Source organism: Frondihabitans australicus (genome assembly GCF_003634555.1).
GTDB classification, from domain to species: domain Bacteria; phylum Actinomycetota; class Actinomycetes; order Actinomycetales; family Microbacteriaceae; genus Frondihabitans; species Frondihabitans australicus.
Window position 1 is genome coordinate 3,911,066 of the sequence record NZ_RBKS01000001.1, and the last position, 24,277, is coordinate 3,935,342.

Here is a 24,277-nt window from a genome sequence, read left to right on the forward strand (position 1 = left end):
TCAGAGCCGCGGGCCGCCTCTACGTCGTCAGGTCGAGGTCGATCTCGCTGCGGTCGACCGACACCGTCGGGATCGACGCCGTGACGACGCTGCCGTCGGGGCGGAGCATGCCGCGCAGATCGGAGGTCGTCGGGGGCGGGGTCTCGAGTCGCGGGCCCTGGTTCGGCAGTGCGACCGTCACCGGGGCTCCTGCGGTCACCTCGACCCTCTCGTGGGCGACGTGCACCGTGACCTCGGTGCCCTCCTCGATGGTGAAGGTGATGTCGTGCTGCGTGAGGTCGACGCGCATGCGTGACCCGCGGACCGTCATGCGGAAGGTGAGGTCGTCCCAGGTGGAGGGCAGGCGCGGGTTGAAGGTGATGCGACCGCCGTGGTCGCGCATGCCGCCGAAGCCGTAGACGAGCGCCGACCAGATGCCGCCGGTCGACGCGACGTGCACGCCGTCGGAGGTGTTGTTGTGCAGGTCCGCGAGGTCGACGAAGAGGGCCGACAGGAAGTAGCTCTGCGCGAGGCGGTGGTGACCCACCTCGGCCGCGATGATCGACTGCACGACCGCCGACAGCGTCGAGTCGCCGGTCGTCAGCGCGTCGTAGTACTCGAAGTCGCGGCGCTTCTCGGCCGGGGTGAACTCGTCGCCCTGGAGGAAGAGGGCGAGCACGACGTCGGCCTGCTTGAGCACCTGGAACCGGTAGATGACCAGCGGGTGGTAGTGCAGGAGCAGGGGGCGCTTCGACGCCGGAGTTGAGTCGAGATCCCACAGCTCCTTGTCGAGGAACTGCGCGTCTTGGGGGTGGATGCCGCGGTGCGGGTCGAACGGGATCTCCATTGCGTCGGCGGCGGCGCGCCAGCCGCGGATCTCGTGCTCCTGCAGGCCGAGGCGGGTGACCATGCGGTCGTAGGCCACGGGGTCTTGCACCATGAGCTCTTCGCAGGCGCGGACGGCCGACCAGAGGTTCGCCCGGGCCATGACGTTCGTGTAGAGGTTGTCGTCGACGACGGTGGTGTACTCGTCGGGCCCGGTGACGCCGTCGATGTGGAACTTCTGGTCGCCGTTCGAGCGCCAGAAGCCGAGGTCGGCCCACAGCCGGGCGGTCTCGACCAGGATGTCGATGGCCCCGCGGGCGAGGAAGTCGTCGTCGCCGGTCGCGGCGACGTACTGCGTGAGCGCGTGGGTGATGTCGGCGTCGATGTGGTATTGAGCCGTGCCGGCGGCGTAGTACGCGCTCGACTCGAGACCGTTGATGGTGCGCCAGGGGAAGAGCGCACCGCGCTGGTTCAGCTCGGTGGCGCGGTCGCGCGCGGCGTCGAGCATGCCGTGGCGGAACCGCAGCACGTTGCGCGCGACGTTCGGCGCCGTGTAGGTGAGGAACGGCATGACGTAGATCTCGGTGTCCCAGAAGTAGTGCCCGCCGTAGCCGGACCCCGAGACTCCCTTCGCCGCGACGCCGCCGCCGTCGGTGCGGGCGGTCGACTGGGCGAGCTGGAACATGTTCCAGCGGATGGCCTGCTGCAGGATCGGATGGCCCGACAGCGAGACGTCGACCCTCGTCCAGTAGTCGTCGAGCCACTCCCGCTGCGTAGCGAAGATCTCGGAGACGGGCGTCTCGCGCGCACGGTCGAGGGTGCGGTCGCAGCGGTCGGCGAGCTCGCGCGGGGGCACGCCGCGCGACGTGTGGTAGCTCACGGTCTTGACGGAGCGCACGGGCACGCCCTGCTTCGCCTTGACCCGGTAGACGTGCTTGGCGATGTCGTCGTCGATCTGCGACGACTCCTGCCAGTCGTTGTCGGTCTCGATCGCGTGCTCGGCGCCGACGGCGACGGTCATGCCCGACATGGTGGTGCGATAGCCCAGGATGTAGCGAGTGCCGACGTTCCTCTTGATCACGGGCTGCAGCACCCGGTCGGTGAACGACTCGGCCTTGCGCGGGTCGAACGTCGCCGCGGCCCGCATGCCGGCGTGGTACTCGTCGCCGAGGTCCTGGCGGTTCAGGATCTGCGACGACAGCAGGAGCGACGCGTCGGCATCCAGCATCGTCACCTCGTACTCGATGACGGCGAGGTGGCGGTCGGTGAACGACACGAGGCGACGGCTGGTGATCTGCACCCGCTTGCCGGACGGCGTGCGCCACTCGATGTCGCGGATCAGGTAGCCCTCGCGGAAGTCGAGGCGGCGGGTGTACTCGAGCAGGTCGGCCTCGGCGAGCACGAACGGCTCGTCGTCGACGTAGAGGCGGATGACCTTCGCGTCGGGCACGTTGACGATGGTCTGGCCGACCCGGGCGAAACCGAACGCCTCCTCGGCGTGACGGATCTGCCAGGTCTCGTGGAAGCCGTTGATGAAGGTGCCGTCGGAGGCGGAGCCGCGACCCTCGTCGTGGTTCCCGCGCATGCCGAGGTAGCCGTTCGCGACGCCGAAGATGGTCTCGGCGACGCCCTGGTCGTCGGCCGCGAACTCTTTCTCGACGAGGGCCCACTCGTCGACCGGGTAGCGGTTGCGGTCGAGGGGGTCGGACGTGATGACGCTCATGAGTGCTCCGGTGCTGTGGAGGAGGTGCTGGTGCTGGTGGTGCCGTCTGCCAGTCTCGCGGCGACGGGGCTGCCGTCTGTTGCGCCGAGGCCGTCGGCCGACGAGGAATCTTCGTTCACGGCGGCTGGGAGATCGCCGACGAGCTCGCCGAGGTCGGTGACGACGAAGTCGGCGCCGTTGTCGAGCAGGGTGTCGGCTCCGACGCCGCGGTCGACGCCGATCACGAGGCCGAAGTCGCCCGCGCGGCCCGCCTGCACGCCCGACTGGGCGTCCTCGACGACGACGCTCTGCGAGGCCGGGAAGCCCAGGAGCCGGGCGCCGTCGAAATACGTGTCGGGTGCCGGCTTGCCGGCGAGGCCGTCGCGCGCCGCCACCTCGCCGTCGACGACGACGGTGAAACGGTCGAGGAGCCCGGCCGCGGTGAGCACGGGAACCGCGTTGCGCGACGACGACACGACGGCGACGGCATAGCCGCGGGCGATCGCCGCGTCGAGGAACGCGACGGAGCCCGGGTACGGCTCGACGCCGTTCTCGGCGAGCTCGGCGGCGAACACGCTGTTCTTGCGGTTGCCGAGACCGCAGACGGTGTCGGCGTCGGGGGAGTCGGAGGGCTCGCCCTCGGGCAGCGTGATGCCGCGCGAGGCGAGCATCGAGCGCACACCGTCGTAGCGGGGCTTGCCATCGACGTGGTCGAAGTAGTCGGCATCCGTGTAGGGCGCGGCGTCGGGCGCGTGCTCGCTCAGGTAGGAAGTGAAGAGCGTCGCCCAGGCGCGCATGTGCACCTCGGCGGTGGGCGTGAGGACGCCGTCGAGGTCGAAGAGGAGCGCTCTCGTGTGCGCGAGCCGGTCTCGGTCGCGCGTGCTCGGAGAAGGAGTGGACACCAGGCCTGGACGCTTTCGACGGAGGGGAGGGGACGGTGCAAGCGGCGGTGATCGCACGGGTCGGCGCTTGCTGCAGACACCGCGCCACCGACAAGTCTGACACGCTCGGCGGGCCTCGGGATAGTGAACAGGTGATGCGTGTCGGGGGCCAGCCGTGTGCTCCTGCGCCCTGAGGGTCTAGAGCTGCTCGGAGGCAGTGCCGTCGACGCCGCCCATACGCTCGAGAGCGGCCGTCAGCAGAGTGCCGACCGCGTCGGGGAGCACGTGGTGGTTGAGGTAGATGCCCTCGAGCCACGAGAGCACCTCGTCGGCCGGGAGGCCGACGAGCGACCAGTCGACGCCGGCGATCGCCGTGGTGACGGGCAGCTCGGTGCGCGGGTCGAGGCGGGCCTCGGCGATGGGCACGTCGGGCGTCTCGCTGGTCGCCGACCAGAGCAGCGCGATCGGGTGGTTGTCGCCGTCGATGTGCTCGTGGTCGACGTGGCCGGAGCCGAGCCAGGGGAGGGTCAGCAGCTCGCCCTCGATGTCGACGGTGAGCAGGTCGAGGTGCGTCGGCTCTTCGACCTCGCAGACGTACAGCGCGTAGCCCTCGTCGTGCCACGCCGCTGCCTCCTCGAGGTCCTCGAGCAGCTCGGGCATGCGCCGATGGAACTCGGTGAGCAGGATCGACGCCCACCTCACGACCGGCTCGGTGATGCCGTCAGGCCACGGGCTGCCGTCGGCCTCGGCCCCGTCGCCGGTGTGGAAGTGGTAGTCGATTCCGTCGTCGACGGTCTCGAGGTGCACCTGGCCACTGGCGAACTCGACGGCGAGGCTCGACTGCTCGGTCTCGTCGTCCCAGTCGCCGAAGAGATCGGGCTTGCCGAGGTTCTGCGGCGGCGGCACGGCGGCGGCGGTCTTGGGCCCGAGGTCGAGAACGGCCTGGAACCTCGTCGTCGGCAGCCGCAAAGACATATCGGTCACGAGGCAAGGCTACCGGCCCCGGGGTGCTGCTACGCCACGGCGTTCAACTCGGCGAACTCGTCGTCGGTCAGCTCGATCTCGGCGCCGTGCATGTTGTCGTCGAGGTGCGCGACCGTCGACGTGCCGGGGATCGGCAGCATGACCGGGGAGCGCTTCAGGAGCCAGGCGAGGGCGAGCTGCGAGGGCGTCGCCCCCTTCTTCTTCGCGATCTCGTCGAGCGGCCCGCCCTCGCCCGCGAGCGACCCCGTCGCCAGCGGGAACCACGGGATGAACCCGATGCCCTGTTCGGCCGACCAGTCGAGGAGAGCCTCCGACTTCCGGTTCGTGAGATTGAAGAGGTTCTGCACCGAGACGATCGTCGCGGTCTTCTGCGCCTCCTTCACCTCGTCGATCGAGACCTCCGAGAGGCCGATGTGGCGGATCTTGCCCTCCTGCTGCAGCTTCGTCAGCTCGCCGACCTGGTCGGCCAGGGGGACCTTCGCGTCGATCCTGTGCAGCTGGTAGAGGTCGATGCGGTCGACGCCGAGCCAGCGCAGGCTCATCTCGGTCTGCTGCCGGAGGTACTCCGGGCGGCCGACGGGGCGCCAGTCGTCGGGGCCGGAGCGGGTGAGCCCGCCCTTCGTCGCGATGACGAGGTCGGAGGCGTAGGGCTTGAGCGCCTTGGCGATGAGCGGCTCGGCGACGGCGGGGCCGTACGAGTCGGCCGTGTCGATGAAGTTGACCCCGAGCTCGACGGCGCGGCGAAGGACGCGGACCGCCTCCAGCTCGTCGCGCGGCGGCCCCCAGACGCCCTTGCCGGTCAGCTGCATGCTGCCGTAGCCGAGCCGGTTGATCGTGAGGTCGCCGCCGAGGTCGAACGTGCCTGCGGCCTGGGCGGGGAGTGCTTCGAGAGTCATCGGGGGTCCTTCCGTCGATCGGCCGGTGGGGCCGACACGACGAGTTAACGCGCGGCGGCCTGACCGACTTCCCAGGTCACGGCATCGAAACAGTTGTAGGTACAACCAATGGGAGGTAGGATCGGTGACATGTCCACGAATGCCGACCTCCTCGCCGCCGACACCCGCATGGGCGCGGTCACCCTGCGCGTCGCCGACCTCGACGCGATGACCGCGTACTACCGCGACGCCGTCACGCTCACGGTGCTCGCCGCCGAGCCGGGTGGCGACGGGAGGCCGGCCACGAGCATCCTGGGCCGCGGTGCGACCCCGATCGTGATCCTCGAGCACGCGCCCGAGCTGAGGCACGCAGGCCCTCGCGAGGCCGGGCTCTTCCACACGGCGATCCTCTTCGAGACCGAGAGTGCGCTCGCCTCGGCCGTCTACGGCGTCGCCTCCCGCTACCCGGGCTCGTTCACGGGCAGCGCCGACCACCTCGTCTCGAAGGCGTTCTACTTCACCGACCCCGAGGGCAACGGCATCGAGCTCTATTGGGACCGCCAGCGCACCGAGTGGAGCTGGACCCACGGTCAGATCGACATGGCCACGCTCGCCCTCGACCCGAACGCCTTCCTGCGCGACCACCTCGGCGAGGCCGCGGCGAGCCCCGAAGGCACGGCGGCGGCTCCTGCGACCGTCGGCCACGTGCACCTCTCGGTCGGCGACGTGCCGAGCGCTCGCCGCTTCTACGTCGACCAGCTCGGCTTCGAGACGACCGCCGACAGCTGGCCGCAGGCCCTGTTCGTGAGCGCCGGCAAGTACCACCACCACATGGCGATGAACACCTGGCAGAGCGCAGGAGCAGGCCGCCGCCAGCTCGCCCTCGGCCTGGGGCTCGTGAGACTCGAGCTCCCCACCCCCGACGACCTGGGGGCGCTCGACGAGCGGCTCCGCCACCACGGCGTGGCGACGGCCGACGACGGTCGGACGCTCTCGTTCGAGGACCCGTGGGCCAACCGGCTCGAGGTGCGGGTGGCCTAGACAGGTTTTCGGGGCCGCCACGGACGACGACAGCCCGCGAGACCGTGGGGTCGCGCGAGCTGTCGGATCCTGCCTCAGGCTTCTAGACCGAGGTGCGGGAGTACCACTTCACCTTGCCCCCGGCCGTCAGCACCATGTTGCCGTCGGTCTGCGTCTGCAGGATCGGGTTCGCCCCCGTCGACCGCGAGGTCCAGATCGCGCGCCCGGCGCTGTTGTACAGCACGAGGTTGCCGTCGCTCTGGAGGTCGAGGCGAGAGCCGGGGTTGCCGCCGGTGCCGCTCTGCCACTTGGCCTTGCGGTTGATGTAGACCACGAAGTTGCCGTCGGACTGCATGATGCCCTGCACGAGGCCGCTGACGTCGTGGATCGTCTGACCCGCGACGAGGTTCGTGCCCTTCGAGATGTACGAGGTGCCGGTCCAGCCGCTCGTCCACACCTGGCCGTTCGAGGTCGTCACCTGCAGCTGACCGCTCGACGAGAGCACCATCGTGCCGCCCGTGCCCGTCGTCGACGTCTTCCAGAGCGCCGTGCCCGTGGCCGAGTAGATGACGAGATTTCCGTCGGCCTGCATCGTGAGGTAGGCGCCGGATCCGCTCGTGTGCGAGTACCACATGACGTGGCCGTTGCCGGAGAGCACGAGGTTGCCGTCGGACTGCATCGACAGCGTGAACTGGCCGTTCGACGAGGTCATGGACTTGCCGGCGGTGAGCTTCGCGCCGGCCGCGAGGGTCGACGACGCCGTCGCGCCCGCCACGGGCACACTCGAGGCGGTCGTGCCGAGGGCGAAGTACTTCAGCTGGCCGATCGTGCCGTTGAAGACGTCCTGGTCGCCGGGGAACACGCCCGAGTCGGCCCACTGCCATACGGACCACGACTTCCAGCTCGCCGGCAGCGTGCCCGGCGTCGACGCGGTCGTGTAGTGCGCGATGAAGAGCGGGTTCTGCGAGAAGCCGCTGTTGTTGCCCGTGCACTGCGACCACCAGTCGGTCGTCGAGTAGATCGCCGGGCGGATGCCCGTGAGCTTGAGGACCGTGTTCGAGAAGTCCTTGATCCAGGCGACCATCGCGGCCTGGCTCAGCCCCCAGCAGGTGGCGTTGTAGCCGTACTCGATGTCGAGCAGCGGGGGCAGCGTGCGGCCGTCGTTGGTCCAGTTGCCGCCGTGGTTGACGAAGTAGGTCGCCTGCGCGGCGCCGGTCGAGGTGTTCGGCGTCGCGAAGACGTACGCGCCGCGGCTGAGGCCGGCGGCGTAGGCGCCGTTGTACTGCGACGCGAAGGTCGAGCTGGTGTAGGTCGTGCCCTCGGTCGCCTTGATGTAGGCGAACTTGGCGCCGTTGGCGGCGACGGACGACCAGTTGACGCTCGGCTGGTACGCGCTCACGTCGAGGCCCTTGAGGCCCGACGGCGTCGCGGCCTGCGCGGTCGCCTGCACCGTGGCCAGCGAGTGGAGCTTCAGCGACGTGGCACCCGACGCGGAGTCGTCGGCGGGGATCGTCGACCCCATGGCGTGGTTGCCGTTGGCGTTCTGCACGGCCAGGGAGGGGTCCTGGCCTGCGGTCGCGGAGCTTCCGCCGGCGCCGGACGAGCTGCCGGACGTCGCCGACGGGGACGCGGTCGCGGTCGGCGCCGCGGTCGTGCTCGCGCTCGGCGATGCGGTCGCGGCCGACGTGGCGGCCGCGCTCGGCGTGGCGGTCGCGGCAGCCGTGGCCGCCGCGGAAGGATCGGTGGCGGCCTGGGCCGCAGCGGCGAGCCCCACACCGCCTGCGGCGACGACGGCGAGGGTCGTCGTGAAGATCGCGGCGCGACGGACGAACGAGGTCATGAGTCTCCCTGAAAGAGGCCAGACGTACCCCTAGTAGCGCCCGACCGTTTCACGAGGCTAACAAGCCCCGAATGGTGTGCATACCCCCCGAATGAGTCCCAGTATTCACTCGATTCACACCAGTCACAAAGAAAGCCCGGAAAATCAAGGGTTTCGTAAGGCGCCGTTTTCCAAGCCGAGCGCCGATTCGAGCGCCGCGAACACGAGACCGCTCCGTTCGTCCTCCGTCTTGTACCCCACGAGGGCGTACGCCGTCGTGCTGTCGACGAGGGCGAACAGCTGCAGCGCCACGAGGTCGACGTCGGGCACCGACCACGCGCCCGCGGCATGGCCCTCGCGCAGGATCCGGGTCGCCTCCGCCGTCCATCTGTCCATCCCCTCGCGCGCGGCCTCGGCGACGAGGGGGAGGCGGCGGCCGAGGCTCCAGGCGTCGGCCCACACACTCGACACCGCGTCCCTCGCCGGGTCGAGCAGCAGGGTCAGGAGCAGGGCGAGGGTGCGGCGGGCGGCGGCGGCCGTGCCGGGTGATGCGGCGGGCGGGGTGAGGGCCGAGGTGAGCTCCGCCAGCTCCTGCGCCGCGATGTCGGCGAATGTCCGTGCGACGAGCGCCTCCATGGAGGGCTCGTAGTGGGCGACTAGGCCCGAGGCGACGCCGAGGCGCGAGGCGACGGAGCGGAGGGTGACGCCGGCGAGCCCCTCCTCGAGGGCGATGGCCCGTGCCGCCGCCACGATCTGCGCGCGACGCTCGTCGGCGCTCAGGCGAGTGCGGGGCTTGGCGGTGGTCACGCCGAAAGTCTAGGTGGTGCAGCCGGGTATTTGATCATATGATCAACAACATGCAGATCATCGAGGCCCCTGCTCTTCCGTCCCCGCTCGCACCGGCGTCCGGCGCCGAGCCCGCCCGTCGCGCGCCGCTGCGCGTCGCCCTCGTCCAGATGCGCTGGCAGCCCGACGCCTCCGCGCACCTCGCAGAGCTCGCCGAGGGCATCGCCGACGCGGCGTCGGCCGGCGCCGGCGTCGTGTTCCTGCCCGAGCTGACCCTGTCGCGCTACCCCGGCGACACCCGGGCCGTCGGCGTGCCGAAAGACACGGCCGAAGACCTCCAGACCGGCCCCACGTTCCGCTTCGCGGCGGCCCAGGCGCAGGAGCACGGCGTCTTCGTCCACGCCTCCCTGTACGAGCGCCCCGCCGCCGACGACCAGCCCGACGACCCGCGCGGCTACAACACGGCGATCCTCGTGGCGCCCGACGGGACCCTCGTCGGCCGCACCCGCAAGACGCACATCCCGATCTCGGCCGGCTACTACGAAGACACCTTCTTCCGCCCCGGCCCCGCGACCGACGCCTACCCCGTGTACGACCCGTCGGGTCTCGGCGCGCGCGTCGGCCTGCCCACCTGCTGGGACGAGTGGTTCCCCGAGGTCGCCCGGTCGTACGGGCTCGGCGGCGCCGAGGTGCTCGCCTACCCGACGGCGATCGGATCCGAGCCGACCTTCCCCGACTTCGACACGATGCCGATCTGGCGCCACGTGATCGTCGGCAACGGCATCACCTCCGGCCTGTTCATGGTCGTGCCGAACCGCTGGGGCGACGAGGGCGACATCACCTTCTACGGGTCGTCGTTCATCTCCGACCCGTTCGGCCGCGTCCTGGTCGAGGCGCCGCGCGACGCGTCGGCCGTGCTCGTCGCCGATCTCGACGTGCAGGCCCGCGACGAGTGGCTGAAGCTGTTCCCGTTCTTCGTCACCCGCCGGCCCGACACGTACGCGCCGCTGGCCGCGCCGGTCGACGTCGAGCGCGACTCATACGGCGCCTACGAGGCGATCGCCGAGGCCTCGGGCGTGAGCGTCGAGGACGCCGCCGCGTCGAAGGTGGCGCGGGCGTGAGCGGGGCGGATGCGGCGGGCGCGGGCGGGGTTGCCGCGAGTGCTTCGGGCGCAAGCGGGGCCGCCGCGGGCGCTTCGGGCGCCATCGTGCCCGGGCCGTGGCGCATGCCCGCCGAGACCGAGACGCACGAGCGCACCTGGATGGCCTTCCCGACCGCCGGCTACACGCTCGGCGACACCGAGGCGGAGGCCGAGGAGGCCCGCACGGCCTGGGCGGCCGTCGCCAACGCGGTCGCCGAGTTCGAGCCGGTGACGATCGTCGTCGACCCGTCGGCGGTGCAGGATGCGAAGCGTCACCTCTCGGGGGCCGTCACGATCGAGGTGGCGCCCCTCGACGACGCGTGGATGCGCGACATCGGGCCCACGTTCGTCGTGCCGGTCGCGGGGGAGACTCGCGGGGCGGGTGTCGGCCATCCTGCTGGATCGGGGTCTGCGGACTCGGGCTTGGGCGCCGTCGACTGGATCTTCAACGGGTGGGGCGCTCAGGAGTGGGCGTCGTGGAAGCACGACGGCCTCATCGGCGGCACGGTCGGGGCGCTCGCGGGCGCGTCGGTCGTCTCGTCGCTGCTCGTGAACGAGGGCGGTGCGATCCACACCGACGGTGACGGGACCGTGCTCGTCACCGAGACGGTGCAGCTCGATGCCGGGCGGAACCCCTACGCGACGCGCGAGCGGGTCGAGGCCGAGCTCGCCCGTACGATCGGGGCGCGGAAGGTCATCTGGCTGCCGCGGGGGCTCACCCGCGACTACGAGGAGTTCGGCACCCGAGGCCACGTCGACATGGTGGCGTCGATGCCGTCGCCCGGTGTCGTCCTGGTGCACGCGCAGCAGGATCCCTTGCACCCCGACTTCGCCGTCTCGGAGGCGGTGCGCTCGGTGCTCTCGTCGGCCGAGACCGCGTCGGGTGCCCCGCTCGAGATCGTGGACCTGCCGGCTCCCCGACAGCTGCGCGACGAGCTCGGGTTCGTCGACTACAGCTACGTGAACCACTACGTCGTCAACGGCGGCGTGATCGCGTGCGGCTTCGGCGATGCCGAGGACGATGCGCGGGCGGCCTCGGTGCTGGCGTCGGTGTATCCGGGGCGCTCGGTCGTGACGGTCGACGCGCTGCCGATCTTCGCGCGCGGCGGCGGGATCCACTGCATCACGCAGCAGCAGCCCGCGCTGTAGCGCTCTGCCCCGCGCCGCGCCGCGGCCGCCGCGCGGCGGCGGGCGGGAACGCGCGAGTCAGGCGGGGGCGACGCGCGTGTCGCCGGGCGGCAGGCCCCGGCCTCGGGCGAGCGAGTCGAGGGCGCGGAGATCGGCGGCCAGGCGGGCTTTCGGATCCTGCCCCACGTGGCCGTGGCCCGGGATCACGAGCGCCGCCTGCTCGACGAAGGGGCGCAGGGTCTCGAGGCCGTCGAGGTACGCGGCGAATCCCGCCGGGTCGTCGGTCGCGGGCAGCGGCGGCTCGACGTCGCTGAGCATGTCACCGGCCAGCAGGATCCGAGAGCCGCTCAGCCACAGCGCCCCGTGGCCGGGAACGTGGGCGTCGTGCACCACGACTTCGACGGGCTGGCCCTGCCACGGCAGGAGGCGACCAGGGCCGGGGAGCGGCGCGACGTCGCCGACCAGAGGCAGCAGCTCCGCGGGCCACGGCCCGAGCTCGCCGAGCAGCTCGTCGCGCGTCGGCGACGACGTGGCGCGGCGAGCCGTCTCGGCCGAGGCCCACCGCGGCGGCGACCCGAAGCGCGGGTGCCAGAGCACGTGGTCGAAGTGCGCGTGTGTCGAGAATCCGGCGACGACTTGCAGACCCAGCTCGTCGAGGTCGTCGGCGAGGGCCTCCAGCTCGTCGGGCTCCCAGGCAGGGTCGACGAGCAGGACCTCGTTCGACGCGGGCGTCGCTCGCACGACGGTCGACGTCGTGGTGTCGCGACGGCTCGTGGCGACGAGCACTCCCGGCGAGACCTCGACGAGACGCCGGGTCACGCGGCTGCTCGCGTCGGCTCGGTCGGACGCCGGGTCACGCGGGGGTGGGGCCGCCGGGCTCTGCAGACGCCGCCACGCCGACCCCGGCTGCGGCGTCGTCGAGCTCCTGCGCCAGGGCCCGGTTCTCGCGCCGCGTCTTGGTGCCGAGCGCCCAGAAGATCACGCCGATCACGATGAACGCCACCACGGGCACCAGTTCGGTGAGGAGGTAGAGGCCGGCCTCGGAGGCCTTCCAGCCGTCGGGGCGGAAGTCGGCGCCGAACCAGTCGTAGAAGGCGCCGGGCGCCATCAGCTGCACGACGGTGAAGGCGAGCAGCAGCATGAGCACGACGGTGAGGCCGCGCATCCACGGCATGCGGAACGGCCGCTCGACGTCGGGGTGCGAGCGGCGGAGCTTCCAGAGCGACGGGAAGATGAGCAGGTAGCTGATCAGCGTGGTCGAGATCGTCACGCCAAGCACCGCGCCGAAGAACTTGTAGGCGTTGCCCTCGGTGATCGTGGTGGCGAGCACCAGCACGACGGTCGAGACGATGCCGCTGAAGATGTTGACGCGCACCGGGGTGCCGAGCTTCGCGTCGATGACGCCGAAGAAGCGCGGCGCGGCGCCGTCGTAGCCCGACACCGCGAGCGAGCGGTCGGAGCCCATGATCCACGTGACGCCCGACGTGAGCACGCAGGCGACGAACAGAACTGCCGCCGCGGCGCCGACGGTGCCCGAGGCTCCGCCGAACACCGAGAACGTGGTCTGGATCGCGTCGACGAAACCGCCGAGGTTCGTCACCTTGTCGACCGGGATCACCAGCAGGATCCCGAGGATCGGCACCGCGTACAGCACGAACGAGAACGCGGCGGAGCGCAGGATCGCGAACGGCACGTCGCGCTTCGCGTTGGTCATCTCCTCGCCGGCGCTGTTCGGCAGCTCGAAGCCCACGTAGTTGAACAGCAGCACGCCGACCAGGGCGACGAAGCCCGCGTACGACGGCGTGAAGGATCCCGCGCCCAGCCCGTGCACCCCGTGCTCGACGCCGTAGACGATCACGGTGACGACGAAGACGCCGAGCAGGAGGAAGCGCGCGAAGGCGCCGACGGTCGTGATCCACTTGCCGACGCGGAACGAGAGCACCGCGGCGAGCACGGCGACCCAGATGAACGGGATCGTGATGACGTAGAACGCCCACGGGAACGCGTAGCCGCCGATCATCACCGTCGGCCAGTCCTTGCCGGCGTGGAAGAACACCTGCAGCGCGTACGCCGCGGCCGAGGCGAGCGTGCCGCCGAGCCACACCGGGTTCGTCACCCAGTAGAGGAAGTTGTTGATCGCGCCGGCGAGGTGGCCGAACGCCATCCTGGTCCAGATGTACGGCCCGCCCTCCTGCGGGAACGTGCTGCCCAACTCTGCGAAGAGCAGCGCCTGCGGCACGAAGAACACGACCGCGAGCACCACCATCCACGTGAAGGCCTCGCCGCCCGACGCCGCCACCGAGGCGATCGTGTCGACGCCGACGATGGTGCAGATCAGGAAGAACAGGATGTCGAACCGGCCGAAGTGCTTCTTCAGCTTGCTGCTCTCGGCTGCCGCCGGGGCGAGATTCGGGGTGGAGATGTCGAGTGCCATGGTGTGCCGTGCCTCTGAACGATGCGGGAAGGGAGGGGCGGTGCGGTGGGACGGGACAGTGCTGGTGGTGCTGTGGAGTTATGGGGTGGTGCTGATGGTGCGCAGGAGCAGACGCGGTGCGTCGCACCCCGGGGGCCCGCCTGCCGACAGGCCGACCCCCGGGGTCGGGGCGGCTACGCGCTCGCGACCGCGGTGGCCGCGAGCGACTCGGCGATCTCGGCGCCGATGCGGTGCCCGACGCGGATCGCCCCGTCGACGTGCTGGAACCCGAGCCCGGCGAGGTCGCTCGAGCCGAAGCGGATCGGCCCCACCGGAGAGTTCTGGTCCTGACCGTAGCGGCTCAGACCCCCGAGGTCGTAACTCGCGGCGTACGCGCCCTGCGTCCACTCCTCGGAGGCCCAGTCGCTCTCGTAGTAGACGGCGGGGCTGAGCGCCTCGTCGCCGTAGTAGGCGGCGAGCGACTCGAGGATCAGGCGCTTGCGCTCGTCGGCGTCGAGAGCGAAGACGCGGTCGGCCTTCTCGTCCGACACGAAGCCGACCAGGGTGCCGCGGGTCTCGCCGTGGTTGCTGTTGTCGTATGCCTCGTGCACGAGCTGGTACGGGCTGAACGCCGTGCCCGAGAGGCCCTTGTCGCGCCAGAACGGGGTCTCGTAGGTGGCGTGCACCTTGATCACGAGACCGAGCGAGAGGTGCTGGTGGAGCTGGTGCCGGCGGCGGGGCAGCGGCGGCACGTAGTCGATGCGCCCGTAGAGGTTCGGCGGCACGGCCACGAGGGCGCGCTTCGCCTCGACGCGCAGGGTGTCGGTCGTCGCGACGACGCCGTCGTCGCTCCACTCGAGGGTGTGGACGGGCTGCTCGAGCTTCACTCGGTCGCCGAGCGACGCGGCCAGGGCGAGCGGCACGCCCTGGAGGCCGCCGACGACGCGCTTGTCGAGGATGAAGTCGGCGTCGACGAGGTTCGAGAAGCTGCCGGCGCTCGCGGCCATGAGCAGCGCCTGGAGGGTCGAGAAGGCGTGCGCGGGCTTGGTCAGCATGGCGTCGGCGATGAAGAGGGCGATGTTGTCTCGCGCCTCCTCGTCGTCGGACTGCTGTTCGAGCCACGTCCTGAACGACACGTGGTCGAGCTCGTGGGCCTGCGGGTGCGCCCAGGGGGCGTCGGGGTCGACCTGGGCCACGAGCTCGTCGAGCACGACGATGAGGCGCTCGATCTCGCTCTCGGTCGTGGGGGAGGCGGGGAAGATGTCGCCGGTGAACCGCTTGGCGACGCCGTCGCGGCCGACGTAGACGCTCTCGCCCTCGCGGTACCGCGAGTAGGTCGGCAGGCCGAGCTCCTCGAGGGTCGCGAGCAGGGCCGTCTGGTCGGGCGACACCCACTGGCCGCCGATCTCGAACATCTGGCCCTCGATGTCGTTGGTCCAGAGCCGGCCGCCGACGCGGTCGCGCGCCTCCAGCACGACGACGGAGTGCCCGGCCTTCACGAGGTCGGTGGCGGCGGTGAGGCCGGTCGCGCCCGCGCCGATGATGACGACGTCGGCATTCAGTGTCTCGGTCATGGGTCGTACTTCTTTCGGTGCAGGGTTCAGTGGGCGCTCATCACGTGCTTGATGCGCGTGTAGTCGTCGATCGAGTATGCCGACAGGTCTTTCCCGTAGCCGGACTCCTTGAATCCGCCGTGCGGCATCTCGGCCACGAGCGGGATGTGCGTGTTGATCCAGACGCAGCCGAAGTCGAGGTCGCGCGCGAAGCGCTGGGCGACCCGGTGGTTCTCCGTCCAGACGCTCGACGCCAGGGCGTAGCGGACGCCGTTGGCGAGCTCGAGCGCCTCGTCGTCGGTGTCGAACGCCTGCACGGTGAGCACGGGCCCGAAGGTCTCGTTCTGCACGATGTCGTCGTCCTGCTTCACGTCGGCGATGATCGTCGGCGCGAAGTAGAACCCCGTGTCGCCCACGCGGAAGCCGCCGGTGCGGATGGTGGCGTGCTCGGGCAGCCCCTCGACGGCCTTCGTGACGGCGGCGAAGTGCCGCGCGTTGTTGAGCGGCCCGTAGAACGCCTCGTCGTTCGGCCCGGTCACCGTCGACTCGGCGGCCTTCACGAGCGCGTCGACGAACTCGTCGTGGATCGACCGGTGCACGATGACGCGGGTGGCCGCCGTGCAGTCCTGACCTGCGTTGAAGAAGCCGGCCTCGCAGATCGCCTGGGCGCTCGCCTCGATGTCGACGTCGGGGAACACCACGACGGGCGCTTTGCCGCCGAGCTCGAGGTGCACGCGCTTGAGTCCGGCTGCTCCTGAGGTCGCGACGGCCCGACCCGCGCGCACGCTGCCGGTGATCGCGACGAGACCGGGCACCGGGTGCTCCGTGAGCAGCGTGCCTGTCGACGCGTCGCCGAGCACCACGTTGAAGACCCCGTCGGGCAGGATGCCACGGGTGAGTTCGGCGAGGACCAGCGTCGACTCCGGCGTGGTGTCGCTCGGCTTCAGGACGATCGTGTTGCCGGCGGCGAGGGCCGGCCCGATCTTCCACAGGGCCATCATCAGCGGGTAGTTCCACGGAGTGACCTGGGCGACGACGCCGATCGGCTCGCGCCGGACCTGCGAGGTGAGGCCTTCGGCGAACTCGCCCGACGTGAGGCCGCGGGGGTCGCGGGCCGCGCCCGCGAAGAAGCGCATCTGGTCGGCTCCGACCGCGACCTCCTCGGTGGCGACGAACGAGGCGACCTGGCCGGTGTTGCGCACCTGCGCCTCGACGAGGCGGTCGGAGGCGCCCTCGATGGCGTCGGCCAGTGCGAGCAGCGCCTTCTGCCGTGCGCTCGGCGTCGCGGCCTTCCAGCCCGGGAACGCCGCCGCCGCGGCGGCCATGGCGCGGTCGACGTCTGACGCGTCGGAGATCGGCGAGGTGGCGACGACCTGCTCGGTGCGCGGGTCGACGACGTCGAGGGCGCCGGTGCCCGAGGCGTCGACGAAGTCGCCGTCGATGAAGTTCTGAAGCGTTGCCATGTCTCTCCTCGTGTGGGGCGTCAGGCGGTGGTCGTGGGAAGCAGGGCGTAGATGGTGTCGAGGTACTCGTGGATTCCCTCGGCGCCGCCCTCGCGGCCGAGACCCGACGACTTCACGCCGCCGAACGGCGCCGCCGCGTTCGACACGACGCCGGCGTTCAGCCCGACCATGCCCGCCCGCAGCGAGCCGATCAGCCGGTGGCCGCGCGCGAGGTCGGTCGTGAAGGCGTAGGCGATCAGCCCGAACTCGGTGTCGTTGGCGAGGTCGACGCCCTCCTGCTCGGTCTCGAACGTCGCGATCGCGGCGACGGGGCCGAAGATCTCCTCGCGCAGGAGCCGCGTCCCCGGCGTGATCCCGTTCAGCACGGTCGGCTCGAAGAACGTGCCCGGGCCGTCGATTCGCGACCCTCCGGTGAGCACGGTCGCGCCGCGCGACGTGGCGTCGGCGACGAGGTCGGCGCTCTTGTCGACCGCCGCGGCGTTGATGAGCGGGCCGATCGACACGCCATCCTCGGTGCCGCGGCCCACGCCGAGCGCCTTCACGCGCTCGGTGAGGCGGCGCGAGAACTCGTCGGCGACGTCCTTCTGCACGAAGAAGCGGTTGGCCGCGGTGCAGGCCTCGCCGATGTTGCGGAACTTCGCCAGCATGGCGCCGTCGACGGCCTTGTCGAGGTCGGCGTCGTCGAAGACGAGGAACGGGGCGTTGCCGCCGAGCTCCATCGAGGTGCGCAGCACGTTGTCGGCGGCCTGCTTCAGCAGCTTCTTGCCGACCGGCGTCGACCCGGTGAAGCTGATCTTCCGCAGCCGAGGGTCGGCCATGATCGCGCTCGAGACGCCGGCAGCGTCGGTCGAGGTGACGATGTTGACCACGCCGGCGGGCACGCCGGCCTCGAGCAGCAGGCCGGCGAAGAACAGGCTGGTGAGCGGCGTGAGCTCGGCGGGCTTGACGACCACCGTGCATCCTGCGGCCAGGGCCGGCCCGATCTTGCGCGTGAGCATCGCGAGCGGGAAGTTCCACGGCGTGATGAGGTAGCAGGGCCCGACCGGGCGGTGCGACACGATGGTGGTGCCGGTGCCCTCGGGGTTCGAGCCGTACCGGCCCGAGATGCGCACGGCCTCCTCCGAGAACCAGCGGAGGAACTCGGAGCCGTAGGTCACCTCGCCCCGCGCCTCGGCGAGGGGCTTGCCCATCTCCATCGTCATGAGCAGGGCGAGGTCGTCGGCGTGCTCCTGGCAGAGGTCGAAGGCGCGGCGCAGGATCTCGCCGCGCTTCCGCGGAGCGGTCGCGGCCCACGCGTCGGCGGCGGCGTCGGCCGCGTCGAGCGCGGCGATACCGTCTTCCGCCGACCCGTCGGCCACCTGCGCGAGCGTCTCGCCGGTGGCCGGGTCGACGACGGCGAACGTCTCGCCCGAGCCCGCGGACCTCCAGACGCCGTTGATCAGGATGCCGGTCGGCAGCTGGGCGAGGAGCTCCTCCTCGCGGGTCGACGTGGTGGTCATGAGGCCTCCAGGGCCTGGCGCACGATGTCCAGCCCCTCGCGGAGCAGGTCGTCGCCGATCGCGAGCGGGGGCAGGAAGCGGATGATGTTGCCGTACGTGCCGCAGGTGAGCAGGATCACGCCGTGCTGGTGACCGAAGCTCGCCACCTTCGACGTGAGGGCCGCGTCGGGCTCGCCCGTCACCGGGTCGACCAGCTCGATGGCGATCATTGCCCCCCGGCCGCGGACGTCGCCGACGCGCGGGTCGGCCTGCTGGATCTCGCGCAGGATCGGGAGCATCACCGCCTCGATGCCCCTCGCCCTCTCGACCAGCCCGTCGCTCTCGTACGTCGCGATCGCAGCCAGGGCGGCCGCGCAGGCGACGGGGTTGCCGCCGTAGGTGCCGCCGAGGCCGCCGACGTGCGGGGCGTCCATGATCTCGGCCCGGCCGGTGACCGCCGCGAGCGGCATGCCGCCGGCGATGCCCTTGGCCGTCGTGATGAGGTCGGGCACGACGCCCTCGTGCTCGCAGGCGAACATGGCGCCGGTGCGGGCGAAGCCGGTCTGGACCTCGTCGGCGATGAAGACGACGTCGTTGGCGCTCGCCCACTCCGACAGGGCCTTGAGGTAGCCGGGGGCGGGCACGATGAAGCCGCCCTCGCCCTGGATCGGCTCGATGATGATCGCCGCGAGGTTGGCCGCGCCGATCTGCTTCTCGATGACGCTGATCGCCTTCTTCGCGGCCGTCGGCCCGTCGAGCCCGTCGCGGTAGGGGTACGAGAGCGGCGCGCGGTAGATCTCCGGCGCGAACGGCCCGAAGCCGGACTTGTAGGGCATCGACTTCGCCGTGAGGGCCATCGTGAGGTTCGTGCGGCCGTGGTAGGCGTGGTCGAACGCGACCACGGCCTGCTTGCCGGTGTACGACCTGGCGATCTTGACCGCGTTCTCGACCGCCTCTGCTCCGGTGTTGAACAGCGCCGTGCGCTTGTCGTGGTCGCCGGGCGTGAGGCGGTTGAGCGCCTCGGCCACGTCGACGTAGAGGTCGTAGCCGGTGACCATGAAGCACGTGTGCGTGAAACGGCCCACCTGCTCCTGCACGGCGTCGACGACGGCGGGCGCGGCGTTGCCGACGCCGGTCACGGCGATGCCGGTGCCCAGGTCGATGAAGCTGTTGCCGTCGACGTCGACCAGCACGCCGCCGCCGGCGACGTCGGTGAAGACGGGGAGGCTGATGCCGATGCCCTGCGGCACGGCGGCCGTCTTGCGGGCCAGGAGCTCGCGCGACCGCGGCCCCGGGATCTCGGTCACGATGCGGCGCTCCTGCGGGAGCGACGGGCCACCGGTCTTGTGGTCTGGTTCGACGATCGTCATCGGGCGTCTCCTCTCGCAGCCGCTGTCGGACTGCCCACCGGTGCAGCCCCGGTCGGACTGCCCACGCCCACCGTAGAGAGGCACGCCGAAGCGCGTCGTTGCCATTTCGGCAGATTGTGGAGAACACCTGGCCTGAGCGGCAATTGGGGATAACCTCGGACGGTGCTGACCACCACGCCCCCGACGGTCCGGGGCCTCCTCGCCGAGGGCGACCTCCGGCTCCTGCCCCGCCTCGAGGGCGAAGGGCTCGACACCCCCATCGCCTGGGTCCACTCGTCCGACCTCACCGACCCGACGCCGTTCTTCACCGGCGACACCATGCTGCTCACGACCGGCACGCAGTTCCCCGCCGACGACTCCGACGCCGCGTACTACGACGCCTACGTCGAGCGCCTGGGCGCGGCCGGGGTCGTCGCGATCGGCTTCGGCCTCGAGGTGATCCGCGAGGGCACCCCGGCGCCGCTCGTCGCCGCCTGCGACGCGCGCGGCGTCACCCTGGTCGAGGTGCCCTACGAGGTGCCCTTCATCGCCCTCATCCGCTGGGTCGCCGATCGCATCGCCGCTCGAGACCGCGAACGCGACTCCTGGACCCTGCGCGCCCAGCGCGCCGTCTCCATCGCCGCGCTCACCACCGGGACCCTCGCGGCGGTGGCCCGTGCGCTGGCCGAGCAGGTGGGCGGCGCCGTCGTCGTCCTGTCCTACGGCGGCGACGTGGTCCTCGAGGAGCGCGTCGGCCACGTGGGCCTCGACCCGCTGATCGTCGAGGGTCGCAGGATGCTGGGGAGAGGCACCCGCGCGAGCGCCGAGGTCCCCGTCGCCGCCTGGGACGGCTTCGCCACCGTCCAGACCCTCGGCCCCCGCGGCACCCTCCGCGGAGCGATCGGGGTCGCCGGGGTGGGGCGCCACGACGTCGCCACGCAGGCCGTCGTCACGGGAGCGGTGGCGATCGCCGAGGTGCTGCTCGGCTACGGCGACTCGGAGCGCCGGCTCGGGCAGAGGGCCGGTGCCGTGATCCTGCGCCTCCTGCTCGAAGGCCAGCTGCCGGCCGCGGCCGCGCTCGCGGCGGAGTTCGACTCGCCGCTGCCCGACCCCCTGCGCGTCGGCATCGCAGCGCTGCCCGCGGGCACGGGCGAAGCCGCGCGCGGCCAGATCGTCGAGGCGCTGACCCGCGACGGCCTCTCGTTCGCCGACGATCGCGTCGACCGGATCGTGACCGTCTCGACGGCCGGCTCGCTGGATCACCTCCAGCGCCTCGTCGCCACGGTGCCCGCGTTCGACGGCCTCACGATCGGCCTCTCCGCCGCGCTCGCGCCCGCGGAGGCGCCCACCGGCTTCGCGCAGGCGCAGCGCATGCTCGCCCAGCACGACGAGGCCGGGCTGGCCGTCTTCGGCGAGTCGACCGGCGGGCTCCTGGACGAGCTGTGGTCGCCGGCCGCCGAGAACGTCGCCCGGAAGCGTCTCGCGGTGCTCCTGGGCGAGCCCGGCGACCTGATCGAGTGCTCCCGCCTGTGGCTGGACCACAACGGCCACTGGGAGTCCGCCGCCCGCGAGGCCGGCCTCCACCGCCACACCCTCAAGGCCAGGATCGCGAGAGTCGGCACGCTCCTGCAGCTCGACCTCGACGAGTTCTCGCAGCGAGCCGAACTGTGGGCGCTGCTGCAGGCGTCGCGGGCCTGAACGGAGTCTGTGACGTTCTGGTTACAGGGGGTCCCGGGGAGTGCTTAATCGGGCGATCGGAGTTACGCTCTTACGACCACTGGTCGAACCTCCGCGACGGAGCGGAAGGCCGATCACCTGAAAGGACATCCCATGCTGCGAGACCTCGGAGGCTGGCACCTCCTCATCATCCTGGGCATCGTCGTGCTGCTCTTCGGCAGCACCAAGCTCCCGGCGCTGACCCGCGGCGTCGCCCAGTCCATGCGAATCTTCAAGAGCGAGATGAAGGAGCCGAAGGAGCCCGCCACGGCGACCTCGACGGCCGCTCCGACCGCTCCCGCCGCCGGCACGACGGCTCCGACCGTCGCCGAGCCGGTCACGACCCCGAACGTCCCGCCGACGCAGTAGCGCCCGCACGACAGCCGAAGCGCGGCATCCCCTCGGGGGTGCCGCGCTTCGTCGTTCCCCCGCTCGATCCCCTATTCCCCGCGACAAAACGCGACACCTGCGACGCGCGAGAGCGTCGCAGGTGTCGCGTTTTGTCGCAGGAGGGCAAGGCGTCAGGCGCCCACGAGCCACAGCGGATCGTCGAGGTAGCGCGCAGCCACCTCGACGGTGCCCGGGAGATTCTCGTCCCACAGGTCGGCGGGCAGCGCGTCCGCCCGGTGAGTCGTCGCCCAGCCGAGCATCGTGAGCCGCCGCATGAGCGACAGCGCGCCCGCGACCTCGAGGTCGTCGCGCGACAGAGACGCGACCGACCGGTAGCCGTCGAGCCACCGGGCGCCCATCTCGAGCGCCTCGGGCCGGTGCTCGTAGAACGTGAGCGCGGCTCCGAAGTCGTAGAGGTAGTAGCCGTCGCCGCAGTCGTCGAAGTCGATGATCGTCATCGCACCGTCGTGCGTCATCACGTTGGAGGGCCGCAGGTCGGAGTGGATGAGGCCCCAGTGCTCGCCCGTGCGGGGAACTCCGGACAGCAGCGCCCGGGCGGTGTGCTCGGCCCGCTCGACGACGTGCCTCTCCTGAGGAGTCAGCGCGGCGTTCCTCCAGTCGCCCCAGCGCGCTCCGCCTCCGGTCATGTCGTCGAGCCCCCAGGCGAACCGCTGGAATCCGGTGGGCCGCGCCCACTGCCGCGAGTGCCCGTGCAGCCGAGCCGTCAGCGCCCCGATCTCGGTGAAGTGCGACGCGAAGTCCGACTGGTCCTCGAGCATCGTCCCGGTCACGAAGTCGAACGCGACGGCGGTCCACGACGCCCCCGAGTCGTCGACCACGAACTGCACGAGGTCGCCGTCGGAGCCGTGACGCGGCGACGGCGTCGGCACTCCGGCATCCTGCTGCAGCGCCTCGACCCAGAGCAGCTCGCTGCGCACGTGCTCGATGCTCTCGGCGTACCCGGGTCGCCCGAGGCGCACGACCATCGCGGGAACGCCGTCGACCCGCACCATGAACGTGATGTTCTCCGAGACGGCGATCAGCGCGACGGCGGTGCGGCCGGGGTCGAGGTCCCAGGATCGGCACACGCCGCCGTGCACCCACGACGGCGCGGCATCGCCCCGCCGCACGTGGTCGAACGCCGAGAGCGATCCGGTCGGGGCTGCGGCGGCGAGGGAGGGTTCGATCGTCATGAGCCCGAAAATACGGCAGGCCGGCGCCTCGGACGCCGACTCTTCATGAGCCGTTCATGATCGAAACACGCCGTTCATGCGCCGGAGGCCATTGGTAACGTCCCGGCAACGCCGGGCCCTCCTCTCGCCGGCCGAACCCGGCCAGAATTGACGCATGTCCAGCACCGCATCGATCCTCGACGGCAACAGCTTCAAGGCGTCCGACGCAGCCGCGCTCGACCCGCGCACGCGCGAGCTCACCCGGCGCCGGCGCGTGCTGGGCGACGCCTACCGCCTCTTCTACCGGCACCCGGTCGAGGTCGTGCGGGGCCGCGGCGCCCACGCGTGGGACGCCCAGGGCAACGAGTACCTCGACATGTACAACAACGTGCCGAGCGTCGGCCACGCCCACCCGCGCGTCGTCGAGGCCGTGCACCGACAGATGTCCGAGCTGAACACGCACACCCGATACCTGCACGAGGCGATCCTCGACTACGCCGACGACCTCCTCTCGACGATGCCCGACGGGCTCGACGAGGTCATGTTCGTCTGCACCGGCTCCGAGGCGAACGACCTCGCGCTCCGCGTCGGCCGCGAGTACACCGGCGGCCGCGCCTACATCGCCACCGCCGAGGCGTACCACGGCAACACGGCCCTGGTGTCGGCGCACTCGCCCTCGCTGGCCGGCGCCGAGACGATGGACCCCACTCTCCGCGTGGTCACGCCGCCCGACACCTACCGCCTGGGCGACGAGACGGCCGAGGGCGCAGGAGCCGCGTGGCTCGCCCGCATCGAAGCCGCCATCGCCGAGATCGAGGCGTCGGGCGACGGCTTCGCGGGCCTCATCCTCGACTCGTCGTTCTCGTCCGACGGCATCTTCCTCGGCGAGACCGGCATGATCCGCGCGGCGCTCGACCTCGTGCACGCGCACGGCGGCGTGGTCATCGCCGACGAGGTGCAGCCCGGCTTCGGCCGCACCGGCGAGGCGTTCTGGGGCTTCGCCCGCCAGGGGCTCGGCCCCTTCGACGCGGCCGGGCGGCCGGCCGACCCGTTCGTGCCCGACCTCGTCACCACCGGCAAGCCGATGGGCAACGGGTTCCCGATCGCCGCGATGGCCGCCCGGCACGAGGTGCTCGAGGCGTTCGCCACCAAGCGGCCCTACTTCAACACGTTCGGCGGCAACCCGGTCGCGATCGCGGCGGCGCAGGCCGTGCTCGACGTGATCCGCGACGAGGGGCTGCAGCGGCGGGCTCTGGACGTGGGGGCGCAGGTTCGCGAGGGGCTACGGGAGGTCGCGCTGTCGCATCCTGCGATCGGAGACGTCCGCGGGTCGGGGCAGTACACGGGGCTCGAGCTCGTCGTCGACCGCGAGACCAAGGAGCCCGCGACCGCGCTGGCCCTCGACCTGCTGGAGGAGCTGCGGGAGCGCCGCCTGCTCACGAGCGTGTGCGGGCCGAACAACAGCGTGCTGAAGCTGCGGCCGCCGCTGGCGTTCGAGTCGTCGGACGTGCCGCGCCTGGTGGAGACGCTCGACGCGTCGCTCACGGCGCTCGGCGCCTGAGTCGCCTGCCTCGACGGTTACGATGGGCGCACCCCGCCCACC

19 protein-coding genes are annotated in these 24,277 nt (G+C 71.2%); 6 read left to right on the forward strand and 13 right to left on the reverse strand.

What is annotated here, in order from left to right:
* Positions 1 to 19: 19 nt before the first annotated feature.
* The 4 genes from C8E83_RS18595 to C8E83_RS18610 all read right to left on the reverse strand — a co-directional run bounded on the left by C8E83_RS18595 (position 20) and on the right by C8E83_RS18610 (position 5,267).
* Positions 20 to 2,527 (reverse strand): glycoside hydrolase family 65 protein, encoded by a 2,508-nt coding sequence (locus C8E83_RS18595; RefSeq protein WP_121371557.1) that lies wholly within the window; start codon positions 2,525 to 2,527, stop codon positions 20 to 22.
* The gene (locus C8E83_RS18600) at positions 2,524 to 3,408 is read right to left on the reverse strand and encodes an HAD family hydrolase (protein ID WP_121371558.1); all 885 of its coding nucleotides are present in this window, start codon (positions 3,406 to 3,408) and stop codon (positions 2,524 to 2,526) included. The genes C8E83_RS18595 and C8E83_RS18600 overlap by 4 nt, the downstream gene beginning before the upstream one ends.
* A gap of 177 nt (positions 3,409 to 3,585) precedes the next feature.
* Positions 3,586 to 4,371, reverse strand: coding sequence for a hypothetical protein (locus C8E83_RS18605; RefSeq protein WP_147430250.1), 786 nt, complete (start codon positions 4,369 to 4,371; stop codon positions 3,586 to 3,588).
* 29 nt (positions 4,372 to 4,400) lie between these two features.
* Entirely contained in the window at positions 4,401 to 5,267 is an 867-nt protein-coding gene (locus C8E83_RS18610) for an aldo/keto reductase (protein ID WP_121371560.1), read from the reverse strand.
* A 129-nt stretch (positions 5,268 to 5,396) separates the two neighbouring features.
* Here C8E83_RS18610 and C8E83_RS18615 point away from each other — a divergent pair, with 129 nt between their 5' ends.
* Complete coding sequence (locus C8E83_RS18615) at positions 5,397 to 6,287, forward strand: VOC family protein (RefSeq protein WP_121371561.1); 891 nt, start codon at positions 5,397 to 5,399, stop codon at positions 6,285 to 6,287.
* Positions 6,288 to 6,369: 82 nt separating this feature from the next.
* Here the strand turns inward: C8E83_RS18615 and C8E83_RS18620 are convergent, their stop codons facing one another.
* Positions 6,370 to 8,106 (reverse strand): GH25 family lysozyme, encoded by a 1,737-nt coding sequence (locus C8E83_RS18620; protein WP_121371562.1) that lies wholly within the window; start codon positions 8,104 to 8,106, stop codon positions 6,370 to 6,372.
* Positions 8,107 to 8,250: 144 nt separating this feature from the next.
* On the reverse strand, positions 8,251 to 8,892 hold the full coding sequence (locus C8E83_RS18625) for a TetR/AcrR family transcriptional regulator (protein WP_121371563.1): 642 nt from the start codon (positions 8,890 to 8,892) through the stop codon (positions 8,251 to 8,253).
* A gap of 50 nt (positions 8,893 to 8,942) precedes the next feature.
* Here C8E83_RS18625 and C8E83_RS18630 point away from each other — a divergent pair, with 50 nt between their 5' ends.
* Both C8E83_RS18630 and C8E83_RS18635 read left to right on the forward strand, forming a co-directional pair.
* Positions 8,943 to 9,992 carry a nitrilase-related carbon-nitrogen hydrolase gene (locus C8E83_RS18630; RefSeq protein WP_121372009.1) on the forward strand — a complete coding sequence of 350 codons (1,050 nt, stop codon included), beginning with the start codon at positions 8,943 to 8,945 and terminating at the stop codon, positions 9,990 to 9,992.
* 104 nt (positions 9,993 to 10,096) lie between these two features.
* A complete protein-coding gene (locus C8E83_RS18635; RefSeq protein WP_121371564.1) occupies positions 10,097 to 11,161 on the forward strand; it encodes an agmatine deiminase family protein in 1,065 nt (354 codons plus the stop codon).
* 57 nt (positions 11,162 to 11,218) lie between these two features.
* On the opposite strand, the gene C8E83_RS18640 is transcribed toward C8E83_RS18635, so the two are convergent.
* The 6 genes from C8E83_RS18640 to gabT all read right to left on the reverse strand — a co-directional run bounded on the left by C8E83_RS18640 (position 11,219) and on the right by gabT (position 19,417).
* Positions 11,219 to 11,959 carry an MBL fold metallo-hydrolase gene (locus C8E83_RS18640; RefSeq protein ID WP_170160013.1) on the reverse strand — a complete coding sequence of 247 codons (741 nt, stop codon included), beginning with the start codon at positions 11,957 to 11,959 and terminating at the stop codon, positions 11,219 to 11,221.
* Between the two features lie 34 nt (positions 11,960 to 11,993).
* Entirely contained in the window at positions 11,994 to 13,574 is a 1,581-nt protein-coding gene (locus C8E83_RS18645; RefSeq protein WP_121371566.1) for an APC family permease, read from the reverse strand.
* A gap of 173 nt (positions 13,575 to 13,747) precedes the next feature.
* A complete protein-coding gene (locus tag C8E83_RS18650) occupies positions 13,748 to 15,127 on the reverse strand; it encodes a flavin monoamine oxidase family protein (RefSeq protein ID WP_121371567.1) in 1,380 nt (459 codons plus the stop codon).
* 26 nt (positions 15,128 to 15,153) lie between these two features.
* Entirely contained in the window at positions 15,154 to 16,569 is a 1,416-nt protein-coding gene (locus C8E83_RS18655; protein ID WP_121371568.1) for an aminobutyraldehyde dehydrogenase, read from the reverse strand.
* A 20-nt stretch (positions 16,570 to 16,589) separates the two neighbouring features.
* Positions 16,590 to 18,068 carry an NAD-dependent succinate-semialdehyde dehydrogenase gene (locus tag C8E83_RS18660; RefSeq protein WP_121371569.1) on the reverse strand — a complete coding sequence of 493 codons (1,479 nt, stop codon included), beginning with the start codon at positions 18,066 to 18,068 and terminating at the stop codon, positions 16,590 to 16,592.
* On the reverse strand, positions 18,065 to 19,417 hold the full coding sequence (gabT, locus tag C8E83_RS18665) for a 4-aminobutyrate--2-oxoglutarate transaminase (RefSeq protein ID WP_121371570.1): 1,353 nt from the start codon (positions 19,415 to 19,417) through the stop codon (positions 18,065 to 18,067). Before gabT ends, C8E83_RS18660 begins: the two co-directional genes overlap by 4 nt.
* A gap of 162 nt (positions 19,418 to 19,579) precedes the next feature.
* Between gabT and C8E83_RS18670 the strand changes: the two genes are divergently transcribed.
* Together C8E83_RS18670 and tatA are read left to right on the forward strand one after the other, a co-directional pair.
* The gene (locus C8E83_RS18670) at positions 19,580 to 21,094 is read left to right on the forward strand and encodes a PucR family transcriptional regulator (RefSeq protein WP_121371571.1); all 1,515 of its coding nucleotides are present in this window, start codon (positions 19,580 to 19,582) and stop codon (positions 21,092 to 21,094) included.
* A gap of 132 nt (positions 21,095 to 21,226) precedes the next feature.
* Positions 21,227 to 21,481, forward strand: a complete 255-nt coding sequence (gene tatA, locus C8E83_RS18675; protein ID WP_121371572.1) for a twin-arginine translocase TatA/TatE family subunit — start codon at positions 21,227 to 21,229, stop codon at positions 21,479 to 21,481.
* Between the two features lie 152 nt (positions 21,482 to 21,633).
* Here the strand turns inward: tatA and C8E83_RS18680 are convergent, their stop codons facing one another.
* The gene (locus tag C8E83_RS18680; RefSeq protein WP_121371573.1) at positions 21,634 to 22,695 is read right to left on the reverse strand and encodes a phosphotransferase enzyme family protein; all 1,062 of its coding nucleotides are present in this window, start codon (positions 22,693 to 22,695) and stop codon (positions 21,634 to 21,636) included.
* A gap of 154 nt (positions 22,696 to 22,849) precedes the next feature.
* Here C8E83_RS18680 and C8E83_RS18685 point away from each other — a divergent pair, with 154 nt between their 5' ends.
* Positions 22,850 to 24,235, forward strand: a complete 1,386-nt coding sequence (locus tag C8E83_RS18685; protein WP_121371574.1) for an aspartate aminotransferase family protein — start codon at positions 22,850 to 22,852, stop codon at positions 24,233 to 24,235.
* Positions 24,236 to 24,277: the final 42 nt, after the last annotated feature.

Coding starts and splice junctions, on each gene's coding strand:
- C8E83_RS18610 (WP_121371560.1), bottom strand. CDS start 5,267: ATGACTCTCGAAGCACTCCCCGCCCAGGCCGCAGGCACGTTCGACCTC.
- C8E83_RS18650 (WP_121371567.1), bottom strand. CDS start 15,127: ATGACCGAGACACTGAATGCCGACGTCGTCATCATCGGCGCGGGCGCG.
- gabT (WP_121371570.1), bottom strand. CDS start 19,417: ATGACGATCGTCGAACCAGACCACAAGACCGGTGGCCCGTCGCTCCCG.
- C8E83_RS18635 (WP_121371564.1), top strand. CDS start 10,097: ATGCCCGCCGAGACCGAGACGCACGAGCGCACCTGGATGGCCTTCCCG.
- C8E83_RS18620 (WP_121371562.1), bottom strand. CDS start 8,106: ATGACCTCGTTCGTCCGTCGCGCCGCGATCTTCACGACGACCCTCGCC.
- C8E83_RS18660 (WP_121371569.1), bottom strand. CDS start 18,068: ATGACCACCACGTCGACCCGCGAGGAGGAGCTCCTCGCCCAGCTGCCG.
- C8E83_RS18680 (WP_121371573.1), bottom strand. CDS start 22,695: ATGACGATCGAACCCTCCCTCGCCGCCGCAGCCCCGACCGGATCGCTC.
- tatA (WP_121371572.1), top strand. CDS start 21,227: ATGCTGCGAGACCTCGGAGGCTGGCACCTCCTCATCATCCTGGGCATC.
- C8E83_RS18615 (WP_121371561.1), top strand. CDS start 5,397: ATGTCCACGAATGCCGACCTCCTCGCCGCCGACACCCGCATGGGCGCG.
- C8E83_RS18685 (WP_121371574.1), top strand. CDS start 22,850: ATGTCCAGCACCGCATCGATCCTCGACGGCAACAGCTTCAAGGCGTCC.
- C8E83_RS18595 (WP_121371557.1), bottom strand. CDS start 2,527: ATGAGCGTCATCACGTCCGACCCCCTCGACCGCAACCGCTACCCGGTC.
- C8E83_RS18630 (WP_121372009.1), top strand. CDS start 8,943: ATGCAGATCATCGAGGCCCCTGCTCTTCCGTCCCCGCTCGCACCGGCG.
- C8E83_RS18655 (WP_121371568.1), bottom strand. CDS start 16,569: ATGGCAACGCTTCAGAACTTCATCGACGGCGACTTCGTCGACGCCTCG.
- C8E83_RS18645 (WP_121371566.1), bottom strand. CDS start 13,574: ATGGCACTCGACATCTCCACCCCGAATCTCGCCCCGGCGGCAGCCGAG.